This window comes from Elstera sp., from assembly GCF_044372965.1.
In the GTDB taxonomy this organism is placed as follows: Bacteria; Pseudomonadota; Alphaproteobacteria; order Elsterales; family Elsteraceae; genus Elstera.
In genome coordinates, this window is the sequence record NZ_JBILQX010000044.1 from 1 (window position 1) to 22,509 (window position 22,509).

Consider the following 22,509-nt stretch of genomic DNA (forward strand, 5'->3'; position numbering starts at 1 on the left):
ACAGCGCCTTGATTTTGCGCAATGTCACGGTGAAGGGAAAGCGGACGACGATTAGGCTCGAGCCGGAAATGTGGGATGCCCTGGCGGAGATCGCCCGCCAGGAGGGCTATACTCAGACGCAATTGTGCACCCGAATCGCCGACGGACAGCCGCCGGGATTGAGCTTCACTGCGTCGGTGCGGATGTTCATCCTCACCTATTTCCGAACTGCGGCCCATGGAACGCAAATGCTCTCCTTAATCGAAACGGGTGAGCAAGATTCTGTAGCCGACTTTGAGAGCAAGCGGGTCGCCCGCTAAGTGGCGGACTCAGCCGCCAGGAAGTGGGACGGCGCGTAGCGTAGGATAGGGGCTGCGGCGCTGAGGTTCGGCAGGGGGAAGATCTGCCGCCAAATCGGCTAATGCGCGCAGGTAGGCAATGGCAAAGCGCCAAAGCGCGCGATTCAGCGGCTGCACGCCGCGCTGACGGTCGATCATATCGACGAGGCTAGCGAGGGGTATGCGCCGATCGGTCGCAATGGCCGAAAGGGCGGCCCACAGCTCGGCTTCTAACCGCAGGTCAGTAGGACCTGAGCTTAGCATAAAACGACGTAGCGAACGATGCGTCGCCATAGGGCGCGCAGAAGAACTGGTGGATCGAGCCATAGCGGGTTCCTCGCAACGGGCACGAGAGGGTCGCTTAAAAAGCGAGCGCAAAAAACAACCGCGTCGGCACTAGGCTGTGTCGGCGCTCCTCTGTCATACTCTCTAAACTCTTTATAAATCGTTAAAATTGCAGCTATTACGATCATATTCATCGAAATATGATTAACAATCGATGCGCCGATTTTTATGCTTCAGCCCTGACATATTACCTTAGACAAGAAACTGCCAAATTTTTAATCGGCAGTTTCTTGACCTATTCGTGCAACGCAACGAGGGGCTATTTAGATAACCCCATGGCAATGCTTGTACTTCTTACCCGACCCGCAGGGGCAGGCGACATTGCGCGACAGGCCCGTCCAGGTTGCAGGATCGTTCCGGCGGATACGGGTACCGTGATAGAGAGTCCAGCCGTCTTCATCGATGGCGGGCGCAGCTTCGTCCGCGAACAGCGCTTCGGGGGGGGTGGACATCTGCAGTTGCAGGTGGGTGATGGCCTGAACGACCGACTGGCGTAGGCTCCCCAGCATATCTTCGAACAGCACGAAGGCTTCGCGCTTATATTCGTTCAGCGGATCGCGCTGGGCGTAAGCGCGCAGGCCAATACCTTGGCGCAGATGATCGAGCGTTAGCAGATGGTCTTTCCAAAGCTGATCGAGAATTTGTAGCAGCATGCTCTTTTCGGCGAGACGCATAATCTGCGGGCCGTATTCCGCTTCCTTGGCCGCCATCGCCGCATCGGAGGCTTGGGTGATGCGCTCCAGAATCTCTTCGTCGGCGATGCCTTCTTCCTTCGCCCAATCGGGCAGCGGCAAATCGAGCGCCAGCAGGCGCAGAGTTTCGGTGTGGAGTTGGCCGATATCCCATTGTTCGGCATAGGCCGCCGCCGGAATGCAGCGCTTCACGAGGTCTTGAATAACCTCATGGCGCATTTCTTCGATCATGGCCGAGCAATCTTCGGCATTCATGATTTCACGGCGCTGCTCGTAGATCACCTTGCGCTGATCGTTCATTACATTGTCAAAGCGCAGCAGGTTTTTACGGATTTCGAAGTTCCGCGCTTCTACCCGCTGCTGGGCTTTGGCGAGGGCCTTATTGATCCAGGGGTGAATGATGGCTTCGCCCTCTTTCAGCCCCAGCTTTTGCAGCATCCCATCCATCCGGTCGGCAGCGAAGATGCGCATTAGGTCATCTTCGAGCGACAGGAAGAATTTGGACGCGCCCGGATCACCCTGGCGACCCGACCGGCCGCGCAACTGATTGTCGATGCGGCGGCTTTCGTGGCGCTCGGTGCCCATCACATAGAGCCCGCCTGCGGCCAACACGATTTGCCGGGCGGCTTCCACTTCGGCGCGGATGGTCGCTTCCTTGGCGGCGCGAACCTCCTCGCTGTCCGTCGGCATCACTTCGACCGCAAGCCGGGCTTCCACATTGCCGCCGAGCTGAATATCGGTGCCGCGCCCGGCCATATTGGTGGCAATCGTTACCGCGCCGGGGCGACCGGCCTGGGCCACGATCATCGCTTCCTGCTCGTGGTAGCGCGCGTTCAGCACCGAATGGGGAATGCTGGCCTTTTTCAGCAGTTCCGACAGAAGTTCCGATTTTTCAATCGAAACCGTGCCGACCAGAACCGGCTGATTGCGCTCCCGGCATTCTTTGATCAAGACCGCGATGGCTTCATATTTCTCGCGGGCGGTGCGGTAAACCTCATCGTCATGGTCTTTGCGCGATACCGGGACGTTGGTGGGAATATCCACCACTTCGAGATTGTAAATTTCTTGGAACTCTGCCGCTTCCGTCGCCGCCGTACCGGTCATCCCGGCGAGCTTCGGGTACATGCGGAAGTAATTTTGGAAGGTGATGGAGGCCAGCGTCTGGTTCTCCATCTGGATCGTCACGAACTCCTTCGCTTCCAGCGCCTGGTGCAGCCCTTCGGAATAGCGGCGGCCTTCCATCATGCGCCCGGTGAACTCGTCGATGATGATGACCTTATCGTCCTTGACGATATAATCGACATCGCGGGTAAACAGCACATGGGCGCGTAAGGCCTGATTGGCGTGGTGAACGAGGTTCACATTGTTAACATCATAGAGCGCGCCGCTTTCCAGCAGGCCGACTTCGGTCAGAAGCTCTTCGATCTTTTCTTGCCCGGCTTCGGTGAGGGCTACCGTGCGGGCCTTTTCGTCCTTCTCGTAATCCCCTTCGCCCAGGCGCGGGATGAGAACATTGACGGCCTTGTAGAGGGTCGAGCTATCTTCCGCCGGGCCAGAGATAATGAGCGGCGTGCGCGCTTCATCGACCAAGATCGAATCGACTTCATCGACAATGGCGTAATGGAAGGGCCGCTGAACCATATCGTCCAGGCGGAACTTCATATTGTCGCGCAGGTAATCGAAGCCGAACTCGTTGTTCGTCCCGTAGGTTACGTCGCAGGCGTAGGCGGCGCGGCGCTCCACATCGTTCAGCCCGTTGACGATACAGCCGGTCGAGAGGCCTAAGCGCCGATGAATCCGGCCCATCCAGGTGGAATCGCGCTTGGCGAGGTAATCATTCACCGTCACCACATGCACGCCCTGGCCTTGCAGGGCGTTGAGGTAGGTCGGCAGCACGGCCACCAGGGTTTTCCCTTCCCCGGTGCGCATTTCCGAAATCATGCCGCGATGAAGCACGATGCCGCCGATAAGCTGCACGTCGAAGGGGCGCATGCCAAGTTCGCGTTTGGCGGCCTCGCGCACCGTGGCGAAGGCTTCGAGCAGCACGTCGTCCAGGCTTTCGCCGGCGGCGAGGCGAGCACGGAGCTTGTCGGTCTGGGCCGAGAGTTGATCGTCGGTCAGGGCGGAAATCTCGGGCTCCAGCGCATTGATCGCCTGAACCGTTTTATGCATTCCCTTAACCACGCGTTCCGTGGACGAGCCGAACAGCTTTCTTGCGAGGGCGCCGAACATCGAAAAACCTTCCAAACCCATGCAGCCTTGAAAAATGGCACTCGACCCCGGCTAGACAGAGGGCCGACCAATATCACCCTTATACGGGCCTTGCAGAGATAAGGGCGCGACCCGTGAGTGTCAATTCGGACGGCGCCCTAGTTTCGACGTGCGAGTGCGCCTATCTTGCCCAAGAGGGAGATTTATCGCCGTGCGACCATTCGCTTATCTCGCCGCAGCCCTGTTGCTGACTAGCGCCGCCGCGCTTGCGCAGACCTCCGCCCCGAACCGTTGGGGGGCGGAAACCGCCACGCTGCCGAACGGGCTGGAAGTGATCGTGCTGCCGCAGCGGCGCGTGCCTGCGGTGCATCATCTGCTGCTGTATCGGGTCGGCAGTGCCGATGAGGAGCCGGGCAAATCGGGCCTTGCCCATTATCTTGAGCATCTGATGTTCAAGGGCACCGAGAAAACCCCGCCGGGGGCTTTCGATGCGCTGGTCAACCGCTTCGGCGGTCGGCAGAACGCCTTCACCACTTATGATTATACCGGCTATTTCCAGACCATGCCGCGCGACCAATTGGCGGCGGTGATGGCGTTGGAAGCCGACCGCATGGCCGGGCTGAAACTGTCGGACGCCAATAGTAAGCCGGAACTTACCGTGGTGCTGGAGGAGCGCAATCAGCGCACCAACCGCCCGCCGGGGGGGCAGTTGTCGGAACTGGCGAATGCCACCCTCTTCATCAATCACCCCTACCGCCGCCCAATCATCGGCTGGGAAGCGGAAATCAAAGGCCTGACCTATCAGGACGCGCTGGAGTTTCACGCGCGCTGGTATGCGCCGAATAATGCCGTTCTTGTGGTCGCGGGCGATACCAATTTGGCCGAAGTGCTAAAGCTCGCCGAAAATACCTATGGCAAAGTTTCGGCTCAGCCCCTGCCGTCCCGCCCTGTGATTGCCGAACCGCCGCGCGTTGCGCCCGCGCTGCTGGTCGACCGCTCGCCGCGCGTGACCGATGCCGCTTGGGGCCGCCGCGCGCTCATCCCCTCCTGGGGAACCGCAACGCCGAAGGAGGTGGCGGCTCTCGCGCTGCTGACCGATATTCTCGGCGGCGGGATCGATTCCCGGCTGGACCGGGCCTTGGTGCGCGATGGCAAGTTCGCGCTCGCAGCGGGCGCGGGGGCAGATCTGCTGCGGCGCGGGCCGGGAATGCTCTATCTGAGCGCGACCCCCGCCCCCGGCGTCCCTTTGCAAACCGTGGAAGCCACCGTCGAGAGCGTGCTGGACACTTTGCGCCGCGACGGGGTAACGCCCGAGGAAATGGCGCGGAGCCTGCAACGGCTGACCGGCGGCGAAGCCTATGACCGCGATAGCCTGACCGGGCTCGCCAACCGCATCGGGCGGGGGCGGATGGTCGGCCAAAGCCTCGCCGATATGGCGGGCGAGGATGATCTGCTGCGCAGTCTGACCGTCGCCGACGTGAACCGCGCCGCGCAGGTGCTGCTGCCCACCGCCTTCGTCACCACCCATCTTTTACCAAAGCCCGCCCTATGAACCGCTTGATCGCCCGTTTGGGGCTTCTGCTGATCCTGATTGCCCCGAGTGCCCAGGCGGCCCCGCAAATCGTCCCCGTCCGCAGCCCCGGCGGCATTACCGCTTGGCTGTGGCAGGACGATAGTGTTCCGGTGATCGCGATTCGCGCCAGTTTTCGCGGTGGCGCGTGGCTCGACCCGAAACCAGGGGTGAGCCGGCTGATGGATGCCCTTACGGGCTTTGCCGCTGGCCCCTATGACGAGGTGAGCTACGCCCGCCAAGTCGAAACCCTCTCGGCCTCGATTAGCATCAGTCACGGTACCCTCGCCGACCGGCTCAACATTCGCTTGCTGCGCGACCGCCGCGCGGAAACGGCGGATTTGGTCGCCGTCACCGTCACGACCCCCATCGTTACGCCCTTGGCCTTCGAGCGTGCCCGGCAGGGGCTGCTGCGGGGCCTGTCTGCCGACGAGCGGCAACCCGCAGCCCAGGCCGGGCGGTTGGCCTCACGGTTGTTTCTGGGCGACCAGTTTCCGCAGCTCACCACCCGGTTGCTGCCGGTGGTCGATGCAATCCAAATCGAAGACCTCTATAGCGTTCACCGCGACCGCATGACCCGCGCCGCGCTGCGGGTGTCGGTGTCGGGGGCGATTAGCCCTGTGGAACTGGGGCCGCTGCTGGATCGCATGTTCGGCGGTCTACCCGAAGGCGGCCCGCCGCCCGTGCCCGAGCGGCCCTCGGAGCAACCGCAGCCGGGCACCTATGTTTTACCGATGCCCGGCGCGCCGCAGACTCATCTGCTGACCGCCCTACCCGCTCCGGCGCGCGACGATCCCGATTTCTGGTCGGTGCTCGTGCTCAATCAAGTTTTTGGCGGCGGCACCTTCACGTCACGGCTGAAGATGGACCTGCGCGAACGGCGTGGCATGGTCTATTCGACCGGCTCCGCGCTGTCCATCGGCGGCTTACGGCCCTTATGGAGCGCCAGCGCCGCCTTCGCGCCGGACCGCTCGGGCGAGGCCATCGCCGCGATGACCGAGCAATGGCGGCTTTTGCGCGAGGGCGGCATTACCCAGGCGGAACTGGAGAGCGCCCGTGATTACCTGTTGGGTTCGCTCGCCCTATCGCTCGATTCGACTCCGGCGATGGCGGATTTCATTGCGGGTCTGCAACAAGATAATCTGCCCGCCACCTATTTCACCGACCGGGAGGCGGCGTTGCGCGCGCTCACCCTCGATCAGGTGAATGCGGCGGTCAAACGCTGGGTTGACCCCGATAAGCTGGTAACGATTATAGCCGGGCAACCGCAGCCTAACCTGCCCCCCTCCCTCCCCCTGCCCGAAGGTTTTTGATGCGTCTGCGCCTCCTCCCGCCAACCCTGGTCAACCGCATCGCCGCCGGGGAAGTGATCGAACGCCCCGCCGCCGCTGTGAAGGAGTTGGTGGAAAACGCCCTCGACGCCGGGGCGACGCGCGTCGACGTGCAGGTGCAGGACGGCGGTAAAGCCCTGATTTCCGTGGCCGATAATGGCAGCGGCATGGATCGGGAGGAGTTGCGCCTTGCGGTCGAACGCCACGCTACCTCGAAGCTCCCCACCGACGATCTGCTGAACATCCACAGCCTCGGCTTTCGCGGCGAGGCACTGCCCTCCATCGGCGCGGTGGCGCGCCTGCGGATCACCTCGCGCCCGCCCGCTGCTTCAGAAGCTTGGAGCCTTGCCGTCGAAGGCGGGGCGGTGGCGGACCCTGCCCCGGCGGCGGCAAGCCCCGGCACGCGGGTTGAGGTGCGCGATCTTTTCTACGCCACGCCCGCGCGGCTGAAGTTCCTGAAAAGCACGCGCTCGGAAACCGACGCGGTTAAGGATGTGCTCACCCGCCTGGCGCTGGCCCGCCCGGAGATCGGCTTTTTCCTTCAAGACGGCGAGCGGTCCCTGCTCAAGCTTCCCGCCGAGCCCATCGGCGATGCTGGGCGGCTTAACCGCTTGGCGGCGGTGCTGGGCCGCGATTTCGCCCCCAATGCCCTGCCGATTCTGGCCGAGCGCGAGGGCTTACGGCTGACGGGCCATATTGGCCTGCCGACCTATCACCGCAGTAATTCCGCCCAGCAGTTCCTGTTCGTCAATGGTCGCCCGGTGAAGGATAAGCTGCTGACGGGCGCGGTGCGCGGGGCCTATCAGGATGTGCTCGCCCATGATCGGCACGCGGTCGTCGCGCTTTACCTCGATCTGCCGCCGACCGAGGTGGACGTGAATGTTCACCCGGCCAAAACCGAAGTGCGCTTTCGGGAATCGGGCAATGTGCGCGGGCTGATCGTCGGCGCAATTCGGCACGCGCTGGCTGCTGCGGGGCATCGGGCCTCCAGTAGTGTGACGGGTGCCGCCCTGGGAAGCTTCCAAGCCCAACCCGTGCAGACCCATTTCACCCAATGGCGACCAACGGGGACCTATACCGGCGGGCAGGTATCGCCGGGGCTAGCCGAAGCCGCCTATCGCTTCCAAGCCCCGCCCGCCGATTTTGCCCCGCTGCCGGGCTTCACCCAGCCGAGCGCTTTTGCCGATTTCGCGCCCGCCGCCCGGACCGAAGCGCCGCTAACCGCGCCCGCCGAGGAGGCGTTCCCCCTGGGCGCGGCGCGGGCGCAACTCCACGAAACCTATATTCTCGCCGAAACCCGCGACGGGGTGATTCTGGTCGATCAGCACGCGGCCCACGAACGGCTTGTCTACGAACGGCTAAAAGCCGCGCTCGCCGATCAGGGCATCGCCCGGCAAGCTTTACTGATTCCCGAAGTCGTGGAGATGGAGGAGAGCGCCGCCGAAGCGTTGCTTGCCCGCGCGCCCGACTGGCAGCGCCTGGGGTTGGTCATCGAGCCCTTCGGCCCCGGCGCGGTGCTGGTGCGCGAAGCCCCCGCGCTTCTGGGCAAGCTTGATCTGCCGGAGATGGTGCGCGATCTGGCCGATCAGGCGCGCGATTTGGGCGAAGGCTTCGCCCTCACCGATAAGCTGCATCAGGTGGCCTCGACGATGGCCTGTCACGGCTCGGTGCGTGCCGGGCGGCGGCTGTCGGTGCCGGAAATGAACGCGCTGCTGCGGCAGATGGAAGTCACCCCCAACAGCGGCCAATGCAACCACGGTCGCCCGACTTATGTGCAGCTTAGCCGGGGCGATTTGGAGCGTTTGTTTGGGCGTAAGTAGATACCGCGCCGCGCCTATTCGCTCATTGATCCATTTATTTGGGAAAACATAATGCAGATGTGCATTATTCTTGCGCATATTTTTTTTCTAAATAATTTCTATCTAGTAATAACCTGAAATTTACTTGTATTGTTCTTATATAAAATTAACCATTTTGAACCAAAAAAATTCGCGCGACAATATTGCTTTTGTAGAATGCATCAATTTAGTATTTTATTAATATTGTACGTGATACAAGGTTTTCTGTTAGCCAATCCCGGCATACCATCGCATTCATGCCATCTGAAACTATCGGAGTTTACCATGTCGTTTCTGCGTGCTCTCACTGTCTTGATCTCAGTCCTAACGTTCGCGCCTTTGGCTGTAGCCCAAACGGGTGAAACGCCGCCGACCCTAGACGGCGCGAAAACTGTTAGCGCGGCAGAGGCAAAAACCCTGATCGATACGGGGGCCCAGGTCTATGATGCGCGCCGCAAGGCAGCCTTTTCCGAAGGGCATCTGCCGAAAGCAAAATCGCTCTCCGGGTTCCAGAATGAGCAAACGAAGCAATTCGATCCGGCGGCCTTTGGGGCCAATAAGCAGGCTGTGATTATCATTCACGGCCATGGAAGCGACGGCTGGTCGGCCGTGCAGGCTGTGAAGGACGCTGTGGCGGCAGGGTTTGGCAAGGTTCATTGGCTGCGCGGCGGTTTTGCTGAATGGACCGCAGCAAAACTGCCCCTTGAGCAATAGATTTATCCCCCTCTAGCCCCGTTTTTGAGGCCCCAATGCTACGTTTTCTGATTTCTGGCCGGATTTCGCGGCTTGTTCCCATGATCATGAGCATTATCGCACTGGCTTTCGTCAGCATTGCGGGCCTCAGCCTTTACAATAGCTTGAAAGAGATCGCCTACATGCGCGATTTGGGCGAGCGGGACCTGCCCGCCCGTCAAGCTATGGTGCAGGTCGAAGAGGGGCTGCAAGCGGCCAACACCCGAATTCTAGGCGTTATGGCCAAGGTCTATTCTGCCCCAGGGTCGGTTGATCGATTGGATAAACTTCTTGGCGACTTAAAGAATGATTGGGGAAAGTTACAGGGTATTTTTCCCGGGACTGAAAAGGATGCTTTGCGGGAAGAAGCATCGGTAGCTGTAAACTCGATCGATAGTTTTAAAGCCGATCTGCTGGTTGCCCTCCGCGAGGCAAAACCGCTTGATCGCTTGTATGATCGTTGGCTCGATATTCTCACGCCTCTTCGCAAAAGCACGGCAAGCACAACGAAGCAGCTAAACGATACCATTGCCGCCGAGGCCAGCACCCAACTCGATCTAGCGCAAACTTCAATCCTTGGGGTTGGTGTCCTCGGGCTTGTGGGGCTTGGTCTTTTAGCGGTTTCGGTGGTGATGTTGGTCCGGGGCGTTGCGCGGCCGATTGTCCGTTTGGCGCGGGTAACGGGGGCTATCACGGAAGGTGCACTGGAGACGGAAGTCCCTTACGCGGGCCGCCCTAACGAAATTGGAGATCTCGCTCAAGCCATCCTGATTTTGCGCGATACGGCGGCTGCCAAGCGGACGCAAGACGTTGAAGCCGCTGCAGAGGCGGCCCAAAAAATAGAATATCATCAGTGGTTAGCGGGTCGGATCAACCGTTTTGAGGGCGATGCCGCGACGTTGCTTGCCGATGTTTCCAATATTTCCGAACGCTTACAGAGTGCCGCCACCGAAATGTCGCAGGTCGCTACGGCAACCAACACGCAAAGCCTAACGGTGGCGGTCAATTCCGAACAAACGTCCGGGAATGTCCGGGCGGTTGCGGCCGCAACGGAGCAGATGGCAACCTCGATTGAGGAACTCGCCCAACGGGCGACAGAAAGCTCTAGCATGGCGACAAAAGCCGCCGACGAAATCAGCCGCACCGATGTGATGGTCGGTGAACTGGCGGGGGCCGCAACGCGGATTGGCACCGTGGTTGGCCTTATTAACGATATTGCGTCGCGGACCAATCTTCTGGCGCTCAACGCAACGATTGAAGCGGCCCGTGCGGGCGACGTGGGTAAGGGGTTTGCGGTGGTTGCCGCCGAGGTAAAATCGCTCGCCAATCAAACCGCCAGCGCTACCGACGAGATCGCAGCACAGATTGCCGACATTCAGTCCAGCGCGCAAAACGCCGTGGAAATTATCCGAACGATCGGCCGGATTGTCGATGATTTTAACGAGCTGTCGAGCTGGAGTGCGAGCGCGACAACCGAGTTGAACGCCGCAACCCGCGATATTGCGCTGAACATCCAACAGGCATCGCGTGCGACGGAGGCGGTTTCACAGATGATTCAGGCTGTCTCGTCGGGAACGGAACAGACGGGAGCCTCGGCAGCGCACGTGCAAACGGCTGCCGTGACGCTGGATCGGCAGCAATCGCGTTTGACCGCCGAGATTCGCGGATTCCTGAAGGACGTGGGCCGGGGCTAAGCGCTCCCCGCGAGCGCCAATAGACCAAAGAGAAAGGGGGGCGCGGGTCTCCAGCCTAGTCGGTGTGCCCGAGGGAGCACGGCAGTCAATTTTGATACCAGCCTCAATCGGCTATCTCTTATCCCTAAAGCGTTCTAGCGAATGCGATAGCCTTTGATCGACGAAAGCGCCGCAATGAGCATGACCATGTCAAAACGCCCGATTTTGGCGCTCACCGGCAGCGTGCTGCTGGCGGTTCTGGCAACGACAGCGAGCAATATTTTTCTGAGCCAACGGCTGATTGATGCGTCGGCGACGCAGGAATTGAAAACGCTCGAAGCATTTTTCGACTCGTCGCTGAAATCGGAATCCGACCGGGCCTTGTCGCTTGCCGTCAGCTTGGCGGAAAATAATGCGGTGCGCGACCAGTTCGCCGCGCGTGCGCGCGATACGCTTCAGGCAACCCTCGCCCCTGTGTTCAAAGAGTTGAAGGACAAGCACGGCATTCGGCAGATGCAATTTCATCTGGCCCCGGCGACCTCCTTCCTGCGCGTTCATCGGCCCGAGAAATTCGGCGACGATCTCTCGTCTTTCCGCTTTACCGTGGTGGAGGTCAACCGCAGCCAGAAGCCCGTTTCGGGGATCGAAAACGGCGTCGAGGGCCTCGGCATTCGCGGCGTCGTGCCGATGATAAAGGATCAAAAGCCGATTGGCTCGGTAGAGATTGGCCTGTCGATCGATCAATTCTTCTTCGACCGGCTCAAAGCCGCCACCGGGGCCGATGTCGCGCTTTACGTCACCTCACCGAAGGGCGTTGCGCTTCACGCCAAGACGTTCGCCGACGTGCCGCCCGTTCCGCCAGAAGCGCTGAGCGCGGCGCTCGGCGGGGCGGCGCAGACGGGAACCTTGCCCGTCAATGGGGCGACGCTGTCCTATACCGCTGTGCCCGTGCGTGACTATCGCGGCGATATTTTCGGCGCGGTTCTCCTGTCTTTTGACCGGGCCGAGCTTAAATCGGTTCAGGATCGGGCGATGCTGCTCTCCGTCGCCATCGGTGCCGGCGTGCTGCTGCTCGCCCTGCTGGTCGCCTGGCGCTTGAGCCGGAGCCTGTGCAAGCCGCTGATGGCGATTACGGGCGTCATGACCGATTTGGCCCAGGGCAATTTGCAGGCGGTCATTCCGGGGCTGAAGCGCCGCGATGAAATTGGCGCGATTGCGGCAGCCCTTGCCGTCTTCCAGCGCTCGATGCAGGAAGCCGAGGATTTGCGTCAGGATCAGGCCGCCGCTCACGCCAGGGCGGCGGCAACCCAGCGCGAAACCCGCTTGGCGCTGGCTGCTGAATTTGAAACGAAGGTGCACAGCGTCGTGAGTCTCGTCAGCCGCAGTTCGGCCGCGCTGCAAAAGCTCTCGGAGCAGATGCGCCAGTTTGTTCATCAGACCCTCGGCCAAGCCCGCACCGGGGCCGCGACGGCCGAAACCACGGCGCACCATATGAATGCGCTCGCGGGGGCAGGCAACCAGCTTGCGGCCTCGGTCGGTGAAATCGGCCAGCAAGTGACCCAGGCCAGTACGATCACCGGCCAAGCCAATGCCGAGGCCGCCACGGCGACCGAGCGCATGCAAGGGCTCGACGGCGCGGCGCAGAAGATTGGGGCGGTGGTGCAGTTGATCCAGGATATCGCCGGGCAGACCAATCTGCTGGCGCTGAACGCTACCATCGAAGCCGCGCGGGCTGGGGAAGCCGGCAAGGGTTTCGCGGTGGTCGCGGCCGAGGTCAAAGCCCTGGCCGCGCAAACCAGCCGGGCGACCGAGGATATTTCGCAGCAGATCAATGCGATTCAATCCGCCAGCCGGGGCGCGATGACGGCGATGACCGATATCCATCATACCATCGGAACCATTACCGATATTTCCACCAATGTTGCCGCTGCCGTCGAGGAACAGGCGACGGCTACGCGCGCGATTTCGCGCAGCGTCGATCAAGCGTCGCAGAGCAGTGCGCAATCGAGCCAAGCGATGGCGGACGTAAGCCAAACCATCGGGCAGGTGGGCGATCAGGCGCAGACCGTTTCGACGGCGGCGAACGATCTGGCCGGGCAGGCGGAGGCGCTCCAGCAGGTTATCGTCGCGTTTCTCGACCAAGTCCGCGCGGCTTAGGCCGCACGGTTTGAGCGGGGGCGGCTTAGGCCGCCGGGCGGCGCAACGTTAGCAGCAGCACGCCGAAGCCGACGAAAATGCCGCCCACGGTTCGATTGACCCAGCGCACGATCATCGGCTTCAGCAGCACGCCCCGCGCCTGCCGGGCCAGGAGTGCGTAACCGAACAGCGAGGCGAACGAGATTCCCATGAAAATGCCGGTCAGGGTAAAAAACTGCGGCAGAACGGGCGCATCGGGCACGAGGAACTGCGGGAACAGCGCCGCGAAGAATAGGATCGGCTTGGGGTTGGTCACGGCCAGCCCGGCCCCCTCGCGGTAGAGGGCAAGCGCGCCGGGGTTCCGGTGCGGCAGGGTGGTTTCCGGCAGCGCGGCGAGGCTGGCCCGGCCAAAGAGATGCCGCAGCCCGATCCAGAACAGATACAGCGCGCCAATAAGCTTAACGACGCCGAATAGCAGGGCGGAGGTTTGCAGCATCACGCCGAGCCCGAGCATCGAGGCGGTGGAGAGGCAGAACAGCCCGGTGATATTCCCTAAAGACGACCAGAGCACCGAGCCGATGCCGTGGGCGAGGCTATTGCGGATCGCCAGCAGAATGGCGGGGCCGGGGGAGAGAATGGCGGTGGCGGCGATCACCGTATAGGAGAGCAGCAGGGCGAGGGTCATCGGGCGGGTTCCTGTTCAGTGTCAGGTGATCTCAGCGCAGAAACCTACCCGCCACAAGTCACCCCGTTGCAACGCTGTCCGCCAGGGCGCGCTCGGCTGTAGCCCAGGCTTGCACCGCGTCGGGCAGCACTGGGGAGACCATTGGCTCGTCCATCGCCGCCATAATCTCGTCGGTCGGCACCGTGCCGCCGGGGCCGACGAAGGCGGCTTTGACGATGGCGTGGAACATCAGCCGCTCTTGCGTGTCGAGAAAGCGTTGTTCGAGATAGATAAACTTCTCGTCCCACCCCAGGGTGCGCGTGACCATCGTAAACGTCTGAAACGGGTTCAGCGCGCGGCGGAAGCGGGCATTCACCGATGCTACGACCGGCATCCAGCGCTTGCGGCGCACGAGGCCCCAAAGCTTGGTGCGCAGCATCAAATCCAGCCGCCCAAGATCAAGCAGGGTCAGATAGCGGCCATTATTCATATGAAAGTTAAAGTCGAGATCATTCGGCCAAACGCGCATCGTCACCCGGCTTTCGCCCATCAGCGGCAGGGCGGCGCGGAAGCGTAGGGTGAGCATCAGCCAAATCAGGCGGCAGTAGAGGTTCATTCCAGTCTCCAAAGAAAAAACCCCCCTCCGTTGGCGGGAGAGGGGTCGTTTCGGAAGCGTTACAGCTTAGAAAGCTTCCGCCGGAAGCTCCATCAGCACCTTGCCGCCCGCCATGATATTGACGAACAGCGAGCCGTGCTCCGGCAGCAGCTTTTGCATGAAGAAGCGGGCGTTGATGAGCTTGGCTTCGTAGAAAGCCTTCTCGTCGCCATCGACTTTCTTCAAGGCCACTTCCGCCATCTGCGCCCACATGTACCCGAGGGCCACAAGGCTGAAGAGGCGCAGATAGTCGGAGGACGCGGCCCCGGCTTCTTCGGGGCGCCCGAAGGATTTTTGCGCCACGGTGGCGGTTGCCATCTGGAGCTTGCCGAAGGCTTTCGCCAGCGGGCCGATGAACTCCAGCATCGCCGGGTTTTCCATCTGGGTTTCGAGATAGGCCGAGACCGGATGGAAGAAGCGGCGCATCAACCGGCCCATATTCTGCGGCATTTTGCGGCCGACCAGGTCGAGCGCCTGAATACCGTTGGTGCCTTCGTAGATCTGGGTAATGCGCGCGTCGCGGACGAACTGCTCCACGCCGTAATCGTGAATATACCCATGCCCGCCGTGGACCTGCACCGCCAGATTGGCGGCGTTAAAGCCGTGATCGGTGAGATAGGCTTTGACGATCGGCGTCAGCAGGGCGACGAGATCATCGGCCTCCAGGCGCTTTTCCGGGTCCGGGTGCTTGTGCGAGATGTCCAGCAGCATGCCGACCCAATAGGCGAGCGCGCGGGAGGCTTCCGTATTGGCGCGGATCGTCATCAGCATCCGGCGCACGTCTGGGTGAACGATGATCGGATCGGCGCTGGCGGAATGATCCTGCTTCTTCGCATCGAGCGAGCGCATTTGACGGCGGTCCTTGGCGTAAGCCGCCGCCGTCTGGTAGGAGATTTCGCTGAGGCCGAGGCCCTGCATGCCGACGCCAAGGCGCGCGGCATTCATCATGGTGAACATGCAGCGCATGCCCTTATGGGCTTCGCCGATCAGCCAGCCTTGCGCGCCTTCGAAGTTCATCACGCAGGTCGAGTTCGCTTTAATCCCCATCTTATGTTCGATGGAGCCGCACATCACGCCATTGCGCATGCCCGGCGTGCCATCGTCCTTCGGCAGGAACTTCGGCACCACGAACAGGCTGATGCCTTTAATGCCCGGCGGCGCATCCGGCAGCTTTGCCAGCACCAGATGAATGATGTTTTCAGTCAGGTCCTGCTCGCCCGCCGAAATGAAGATCTTCGTGCCGGTGATCGAATAGGAGCCATCGCCGCGCGGCTCGGCCTTGGTGCGCATCAGCCCCAGGTCGGTCCCGCAATGGGGCTCCGTCAGGCACATAGTGCCGGACCAGGTGCCATCGACGATCTTCGGCAGGTAACGTTGCTTCAGTTCGTCCGACCCGTGCTGCGCCAGGGCGTTATAGGCCCCGTGCGACAGGCCGGGGTACATGCCGAAGGAGATGTTCGAGGAACAGATGAGTTCCTGAACCACGAATTCCAGCAGATGCGGCATGCCTTGGCCACCAAAGTCCGGATCGCAGGACAGGGAGGTCCAGCCGCCTTCGATGAACTTGGTATAGGCTTCTTTGAACCCGGCGGGGGTGCGAACCACGCCGTTTTCATAGTGGCAGCCTTCCTTATCGCCGGAGAGGTTGAGGGGTAGAAGCTCGTTCACACACAGCTTCGCCGCTTCTTCCAGCACCGCATCGAACAGGTCGGGCGTTGCGTCTTCATAACCCGGCAGCTTGGAGAGCTGTTCGGCGTTTAGCACTTCGTTGAGAACGAAGCGGATTTCCCGCAAGGGAGCAGCATAGGTTGCCATGAAACGGCCCTCCTAATTGCGCAGCGGCCGACCGGTTTCGAGCATATGCTCCATCCGGGCGAGCGACTTGGGGTTCTTGGCGAGACGCATGAAGTTCGACCGTTCCAGCGCCAGAATATCGTCTTCCTTGAGGGCGATGGTCACATCGCCGTTCGGGCCACCCGTCAGCACGTCGGCCAGGGTTTTGGAGACGGTGATATCGTGCGGCGTGGCTTTGCCCGCGCCCGCTGCCCCATCGACGGCCATATCGAGCGCCAGTTTGGCACTCGGGCCGGGCAGGCGGAATTCGAACTCTTCGGGCACCTTATAGCCTTCGGCCAGGGCCAGAACCTTGGCTTTGGCATCGGCCAGCAGCCGGTCGCGGTTCATCGTAACCCCGTCATCGGCGCGCAGGTACATCAGTTCCTTAGCGAGATGCGCGGATTTGGAGACCTGGGCCGTGCTGAGGGTCTCGAAGACTTTGCCGATGGCGGGCATCGGGCCGCCGGGGCGGCGCTTGACGCTGAGCCAGCGTTGCAGCATTTCCTTGCACCCACCCCAACCGGGGATGATGCCGACGCCGACTTCCACCAAACCCATATAGGTTTCGGCATGGGCCTGGACCGCATCGCAATGCAGAAGGATTTCACACCCACCGCCCAAAGCCATGCCCGAGGGCGCGCCGACGACGGGGAAGGGGGCGTATTTGAGCGCCTTATAGGTCTTCTGTCCGGCTTCCACGATTTCTTCAATCGCGGGCCAGAGGGCGATATTGGCGGCGAAGAGGGCAAGCCCGAGATTCGCGCCAACCGAGAAGTTCGTGCCCTCGTTATAAATCACGAGGCCCTTGTAGCCTTTGGCCGGAATGGTCTGCACGGTTTTCACCAGCAGGGCCATAATCTCATTGTCGAGGCTGTTCATCTTCGAGGTGAACTCGAAGCACAGCACGCCGTCGCCAATATCCCAAACCGAGGCGGAGGCGTTTTTCAGCACCGGCTGCGCGTTCCGCTTAATATCGGCCAGCAACAGCACGCCGGGGCGGCGTTCGACCGGATGATAAGCGCCATCGGTGCCCAAGAATTCGAGCTTACCGCCTTCTTGACGGTAGAAGCTTTTGCCCTTGGCGATTTCCAACAGCTTCGGCACGGGCAGTCCCTTAGCGGCGATTTCCGCCGCCAGCCAATCGGCCCCAACCTGATCGATTAACTCGAACGGCCCGAAGGACCAATTATAGCCAAGCCGCATGGCTTCATCGACCGCCGTAACGGTATCGGCAATTTCCGGTACCAGGGCGGCGGTGTAGCCAAGCGTTTGCACCAGCACGCGCTTTGCGAATTCTCCGTGGGGAGACGGATCGGTCACGAGCGCCTTGAGGGACCGACCGGCCCGTTCCAGGGCTTCCGGGCGCGGCTTTTGCGCCGCCCGATAGGCCCCGGTTTTCAGATCGATGGCTTCTTTAACTTTCTTCCCACCAACCGCATTGAGGCGATAGAAACCGCCCTTGCCTTTGCGGCCGGTGTAGCCGTCCGCAATCATCTTATCCAGCAGCGGGTGCTGAATATTCGTGCGGATGAAATCGTCGGTGGGCGGCAGGACCGACTTCATGCTTTTAGCAATCAGCGGCATCAGGTCGAGCCCAACGAGATCGATCAGGCCGAACACGCCGGTTTTGGGAATCCCCATCGGGCGACCGCCGATCGCATCGGCTTCTTCGACCGTAAGGCCCAGATCGATAGCCTCATTGACCGCAACCTGAATCCAATAGGTGCCGATGCGGTTGGCGATAAAGCCGGGCGTGTCCTTACACGGCACCACGCCCTTACCCAAATTGCGGTCGCAAAATTCTTCGATCCGCGCGAGCGCCGCCGGATCGGTTTCGGCGCCGCCGACCAGTTCCAGCAAGCGCATATAGCGCGGCGGGTTGAAGAAATGGGTGATCATAAAGGTCTTGCGGAAGCTCTCCGCCCGGCCTTCGATCAGGTAATGCAGCGGAATGGTCGAGGTGTTCGACGACACCACCGCATCGGGCTTCTTCAGAGTTTCGAGCTTGGCGTAGAGGCCGCGCTTGATTTCCAGATTTTCGACAATGGCTTCGACAATCCAGTCGCACTCGGCCACTTTCGCCAGATCATCGTCAAGATTGCCGGGCGTGATGAGCTTGGCCGCGTCCTTATGCATCAGCGGCGCGGGGTCCGCTTTCAGCAGCTTGTCGATTGCGCCCTTGGTGATGGCGGTCTTATCACCTTCCTTGGCGGCGATATCGAGCAGCAGTACGGGAATGCCAGCGTTGGCGATATGGGCCGCAATGCTGGCCCCCATCACCCCTGCGCCGATGACGCAGGCTTTCTGCACACTCATGGATTACACCGCTTCGAGAATGGTGGCGATGCCTTGACCGCCGCCGATGCACTGGGTCGCCAGCGCATAGCGCTTACCTTCGCGCTGCAACAGCGATGCCGCCTTGCCGGTGATCCGCGCGCCGGTGCCGCCGAGCGGATGCCCAAGGGCAATCGCGCCGCCGTCGAGGTTGATCTTTTCCAGCGGCAGGCCGAGGTCGTGAATGCAGGCCAGCGCCTGGGCCGAGAAGGCTTCGTTGAGTTCGATGATGTCGATATCATCGACCGTCAGCCCGGCGCGCTTCAGCGCCTTGCGGGTCGCATCGACCGGACCAATGCCCATAATGTCGGGCATGCAACCGGATTTGGCGATGCTCTTAATGCGGGCCAAGATCGGCAGGCCGTTCTTCTTGGCATAGTCTTCCGAGCAGACCAGCACGGCGGATGCGCCATCGGTGAGCGGTGAAGAGGTGCCGGCGGTCACGCTGCCGGCGGGGTCGAAGGCGGGCTTCAGGCCGCCCAGGCTTTCAGCGGTGGTTTCCGGGCGAATGCAACCATCGGCCTCGACAAGGCCCGCTTTGGTTTGCACCGGAACGATTTCGTCCTTCAGCTTGCCCGCGGCTTGGGCGGCGGCGGCCTTCTGGTGCGAGGCGGCGGCGAAAGCTTCCTGCTGGGCGCGGGTGATCTGGTATTTATTGGCCAGATTTTCCGCCGTTTGGCCCATCGAGGCGAGCGCGCCCGGCATGGTTTGCTGGAAAATCGGATTGGGGAGGGGGTTGTAGCCCATCATCGGCACGCGGGTCATCGACTCAACGCCAGCCGCAATGAAAACGTCGCCTGCGCCCATCTGGATTGCGCCCGCAGCCATATGGATGGCTTCCATCGACGAGCCGCAGTAACGGTTGACGGTCGCGCCGCCGATGGTGAGCGGCAAGCCTGCCAGCAACACCACGATACGGCCCATGTTGAAGCCCTGTTCGCCTTCCGGGAAGGCGCAGCCGAGCAGCAGATCTTCGATATCGGCGGGATTGACCTTCGTGCGCTCCACCAGCGCTTTCACCACACCCGCAACCAAATCGTCTGGTCGAACGCGGGTCAGGCCGCCCTTATTGGCGAAATGAAACGGCGACCGGGCATAACCCGCAATTACCACTGGCGTCATCTAAACGGTCCCTCCAACCTGGATCGGTTGGCCCTTTAGCGCCCGAGGATACGCCTTGGGGGGCGAAGGCCAACCTTGGTTAATTTTTGTCTGTGGTTCCCTTGCTGCCTAAAAGATGCAGCACTTCGCCTTCAATCTCGCGTAGCTCTTGCAGCGTGACGGTAAGGTCGCGCAACTGCTGCTCCAGCTCATCAATCCGCTGGCGGCCCTTTTTCAAGGTTGCCTGCAATTGTGTGACCTGCGAGCGGTCGGCGTCGTACAAATCGAGCAATTCTTTAATATCGGCGAGGCTGAAGCCTAAGCGCTTGCCGCGCAAAATCAGCTTCAACCGGGCGCGATCCCGCGCAGTGTAAATCCGCGCCCCGCCGATGCGGCTGGGCGCGAGCAGCCCCTGATCTTCATAGAAGCGGATCGTGCGGGGGGAGATGGCATGCTCCTCCGCCAGATCCCCAATGGAGAACAGTTTCTGCGCCTGAACTTGCTCGACTTGCATCATACCGGAAGCTACCCAATTCGGAAGGTAGTTGACGTATACGTAATATGCCTGCGCTCTCCTGTCAAGCTACGATCAAGCCGTGTGAAAAACGGTGTTCAGGCAATTCGTGCATCAGCCTTTGCGGGCCTTGGATGCTTCGTACTTTGCCCGCTCCTCCGCGACCAGTTCCTTTTTTGACAATTTGCCAATCATGGTTTTGGGCAGTTCGGTGCGGAACTCGATTTTCTTAGGCATTTCAATGGGGGAGATGCGGGTTTTGAGGAATTCGGTCAAGTCTTCGACCGTCAAATTTTCGCCCGTCTTCAGCACAACAAAGGCCTTGACCGTTTCGCCACGATATTCGTCGGGGATACCGATCACGGTCACTTCTTGGACGCTATCGTGCTGGTAGATCGCTTCCTCCACAATGCGCGGGTAGACATTATAGCCGCCGCACAGGACCACATCCTTGATTCGGTCCACGAGATACACGAAGCCCTCGTCGTCCATATAGCCCACGTCGCCCGTCCGAAGGAACTCGCCGACGAAGGTCTTCTCCGTCTCTTCCGGGCGTTTCCAATAGCCCAGCATCACTTGCGGGCCTTTCAAGCACAGTTCGCCCTTTTCGCCATGGGCCACCCGCTTGGTCGGGTCTTCAAGATCCCGGAGTTCTGGCCATGTGTTTGGCATGGGTAAACCAATAGAGCCCGCCTTAATTCGGCCATCGAACGGATTTCCGAAAGCAATCGGCGATGTTTCCGTAAGGCCGTAGCCTTCCACGAGAATGCAGCCTGTCAGCTCTTCGAATTTTTGTTTCACTTCTACCGGCAATGGTGCGCCGCCAGACATGCAAAACCGCAGTGAGGTGAGGTCGTGTTTCGCTAATTCTTTGTGGTTGTTCATGGCGGTATAGATCGTCGGCACGCCCGCCATCAATGTCGGCTTTTTCTTACTGATAAGCGCCAAGGTTTGGTCGAGATCAAAACGCGGCAGCATGATGATTTCTGAGCCCGATGCAACGGCGAGATTCTGGACCACCGTCATCGCAAAAACGTGGAAGAAGGGCAGCACCCCCACCACGCTTTCCGTGCCGTAATGCATGCCCGGAAACCAGCGTACGGCCTGCATAGCGTTACAATATAGGTTGGCGTGACTCAGCATCGCGCCTTTGGGAAGCCCCGTCGTTCCGCCGGTATACTGCAGCACCGCAATATCGCGCTTGGGGTCGATCGTCACCGGTTGCGGTTTTGCCGCGCCGCCGATCAGCGTGCGATAGGCGATATGGCGGCTATCCATCTCCACACGGGCGCGGTCTTTGCGCTTGAGGAGGGGGAACAGGAAATTCTTGGGGAACGGCAGCGCCTCGGCGAAGGGGCAAACCACCACGTGTTTTAACACGCCCTGGTCGAGCAGCAGCTTGATCTTGGGGTAGAGGACGGCCAGATCGAGCGTCACCATCATCTTGGTGTCGCTATCCAGGCACTGTTTCTCCAACTCCTTTTCCGCATACAGCGGATTGAAGTTAACAACCGTGCCGCCCGCTTTCAGGATGCCGAAGTAAAAGATCGTGTAATAGGGGCAGTTCGGCAAAAACAGGCCGACTTTCGTGCCGCGCCCAACGCCTTGCCGTTGCAGCCCGGCGGCCGCCCGGTCCACCAGCGCACCAATCTCGGCATAGGTGTATTTCTTATCGAGAAAATCGATGAGCGGCCGATTACCGTATTTGGCCACCGCATCATCCAGCAGTGAGAAGAGCGGAACCACGGGAATCGGGGCCGAATGGTCCACATCCTTGGGGTAGTGTACCTGCCATCGTTCGAGCCCTTGGGTCTCGGTGGTCGCTTGGGGTGCGCTAACAGCTTCGCTCATCGCTTCCTCCGACGGTTTCGTCGGCCTCCCTTTTAAAGCCGGGTCGTGCGTTGCAACCCGATCATTGATGCCTCGTTCGTCGAGGCGGTCATTTTCTAAGGCGTCATTATACTCTACAGTTGGGCATAACGACGCATATGATCAACTCAAACCCACTTTGCCGATAACGTCAATTTATTTACGAAGACGTAAGATCGTGCCACTGTAGGGAAAGATGACCCCGACGCCGGAAGGCCCGCAGAAGACGGGAGGCCGGTTGCAACCGAAAAGGGGCCAAGGATCAAAGGGAGGATGCATCATGCTCAAAACCCACGCGGCGGGGGCCGAGGCCGCCCCCGCGCCTGTTCTGGTCGAACGGCACCATAACGTCGCCTACGTTACGCTCAACCGCCCGGCGGTGCTGAATGCGTTGAACGAGGCGATGCTGAACAAGCTCGTCACCGTGTTCCAAACCCTCAGCACCGATAAGGATATCGGCTGCGTCGTGCTGCGCGGTGCGGGGGATGGGTTTATGGCGGGTGGCGATATCAAAGAGTTCCGCACGCAGATGGAACTGCCCGAAGCCGAACGGCTGCACGTCTTTCAAGGCATGTTGGGCCGCGTTGGGCTGCTGGTGGAAGCGATGCGCGCCATGCCCCAGCCGGTGATTGCCTCGGTCCATGGGGCGGCGGCGGGGTTCGGGATGAGCCTTGTGCTCGCCTGCGACCTT

The 22,509-nt window shown here is 60.8% G+C and carries 17 protein-coding genes; 8 read left to right on the forward strand and 9 right to left on the reverse strand.

Annotated elements, in window-relative coordinates:
* Positions 1-299, forward strand: a 299-nt coding sequence (locus tag ACIQ36_RS07890) for a ribbon-helix-helix domain-containing protein (RefSeq protein ID WP_395827907.1), incomplete at its 5' end; no start/stop codon positions are given.
* Positions 300-308: 9 nt separating this feature from the next.
* Here ACIQ36_RS07890 and ACIQ36_RS07895 read toward each other — a convergent pair.
* On the reverse strand, positions 309-581 hold the full coding sequence (locus ACIQ36_RS07895) for a ribbon-helix-helix domain-containing protein (RefSeq protein WP_395827910.1): 273 nt from the start codon (positions 579-581) through the stop codon (positions 309-311).
* A gap of 344 nt (positions 582-925) precedes the next feature.
* Positions 926-3,586, reverse strand: coding sequence for a preprotein translocase subunit SecA (gene secA / locus ACIQ36_RS07900; RefSeq protein ID WP_395827913.1), 2,661 nt, complete (start codon positions 3,584-3,586; stop codon positions 926-928).
* A 190-nt stretch (positions 3,587-3,776) separates the two neighbouring features.
* On the opposite strand from secA, the gene ACIQ36_RS07905 reads away from it, so the two are divergent.
* From ACIQ36_RS07905 to ACIQ36_RS07930, 6 genes are all read left to right on the forward strand, one after another.
* On the forward strand, positions 3,777-5,117 hold the full coding sequence (locus ACIQ36_RS07905) for a M16 family metallopeptidase (RefSeq protein ID WP_395827916.1): 1,341 nt from the start codon (positions 3,777-3,779) through the stop codon (positions 5,115-5,117).
* Positions 5,114-6,448: a M16 family metallopeptidase gene (locus tag ACIQ36_RS07910; protein ID WP_395827918.1), complete on the forward strand. Its 1,335-nt coding sequence runs from the start codon at positions 5,114-5,116 to the stop codon at positions 6,446-6,448. Before ACIQ36_RS07905 ends, ACIQ36_RS07910 begins: the two co-directional genes overlap by 4 nt.
* The gene (gene mutL, locus ACIQ36_RS07915; protein WP_395827921.1) at positions 6,448-8,286 is read left to right on the forward strand and encodes a DNA mismatch repair endonuclease MutL; all 1,839 of its coding nucleotides are present in this window, start codon (positions 6,448-6,450) and stop codon (positions 8,284-8,286) included. Before ACIQ36_RS07910 ends, mutL begins: the two co-directional genes overlap by 1 nt.
* Positions 8,287-8,589: 303 nt before the next feature.
* Positions 8,590-9,018 (forward strand): rhodanese-like domain-containing protein, encoded by a 429-nt coding sequence (locus ACIQ36_RS07920; RefSeq protein WP_395827924.1) that lies wholly within the window; start codon positions 8,590-8,592, stop codon positions 9,016-9,018.
* A 35-nt stretch (positions 9,019-9,053) separates the two neighbouring features.
* On the forward strand, positions 9,054-10,730 hold the full coding sequence (locus ACIQ36_RS07925; RefSeq protein ID WP_395827927.1) for a methyl-accepting chemotaxis protein: 1,677 nt from the start codon (positions 9,054-9,056) through the stop codon (positions 10,728-10,730).
* Positions 10,731-10,904: 174 nt separating this feature from the next.
* A complete protein-coding gene (locus tag ACIQ36_RS07930; RefSeq protein ID WP_395827930.1) occupies positions 10,905-12,866 on the forward strand; it encodes a cache domain-containing protein in 1,962 nt (653 codons plus the stop codon).
* A gap of 25 nt (positions 12,867-12,891) precedes the next feature.
* On the opposite strand, the gene ACIQ36_RS07935 is transcribed toward ACIQ36_RS07930, so the two are convergent.
* The 7 genes from ACIQ36_RS07935 to ACIQ36_RS07965 all read right to left on the reverse strand — a co-directional run bounded on the left by ACIQ36_RS07935 (position 12,892) and on the right by ACIQ36_RS07965 (position 21,800).
* Entirely contained in the window at positions 12,892-13,530 is a 639-nt protein-coding gene (locus tag ACIQ36_RS07935; protein WP_395827933.1) for a LysE family translocator, read from the reverse strand.
* Positions 13,531-13,588: 58 nt separating this feature from the next.
* Entirely contained in the window at positions 13,589-14,125 is a 537-nt protein-coding gene (locus ACIQ36_RS07940; RefSeq protein WP_395827935.1) for an acyl-CoA thioesterase, read from the reverse strand.
* 66 nt (positions 14,126-14,191) lie between these two features.
* On the reverse strand, positions 14,192-15,979 hold the full coding sequence (locus ACIQ36_RS07945; protein WP_395827938.1) for an acyl-CoA dehydrogenase C-terminal domain-containing protein: 1,788 nt from the start codon (positions 15,977-15,979) through the stop codon (positions 14,192-14,194).
* A gap of 12 nt (positions 15,980-15,991) precedes the next feature.
* Positions 15,992-18,316, reverse strand: a complete 2,325-nt coding sequence (locus tag ACIQ36_RS07950; protein WP_395827941.1) for a 3-hydroxyacyl-CoA dehydrogenase NAD-binding domain-containing protein — start codon at positions 18,314-18,316, stop codon at positions 15,992-15,994.
* A gap of 3 nt (positions 18,317-18,319) precedes the next feature.
* Complete coding sequence (locus ACIQ36_RS07955) at positions 18,320-19,456, reverse strand: thiolase family protein (protein ID WP_395827944.1); 1,137 nt, start codon at positions 19,454-19,456, stop codon at positions 18,320-18,322.
* Between the two features lie 79 nt (positions 19,457-19,535).
* Entirely contained in the window at positions 19,536-19,952 is a 417-nt protein-coding gene (locus tag ACIQ36_RS07960) for a MerR family DNA-binding transcriptional regulator (protein WP_395827947.1), read from the reverse strand.
* A 111-nt stretch (positions 19,953-20,063) separates the two neighbouring features.
* Complete coding sequence (locus tag ACIQ36_RS07965) at positions 20,064-21,800, reverse strand: long-chain fatty acid--CoA ligase (protein ID WP_395827950.1); 1,737 nt, start codon at positions 21,798-21,800, stop codon at positions 20,064-20,066.
* 298 nt (positions 21,801-22,098) lie between these two features.
* Here ACIQ36_RS07965 and ACIQ36_RS07970 point away from each other — a divergent pair.
* A partial coding sequence (locus tag ACIQ36_RS07970; RefSeq protein WP_395827953.1) for an enoyl-CoA hydratase/isomerase family protein occupies positions 22,099-22,509 on the forward strand: 411 nt, incomplete at its 3' end.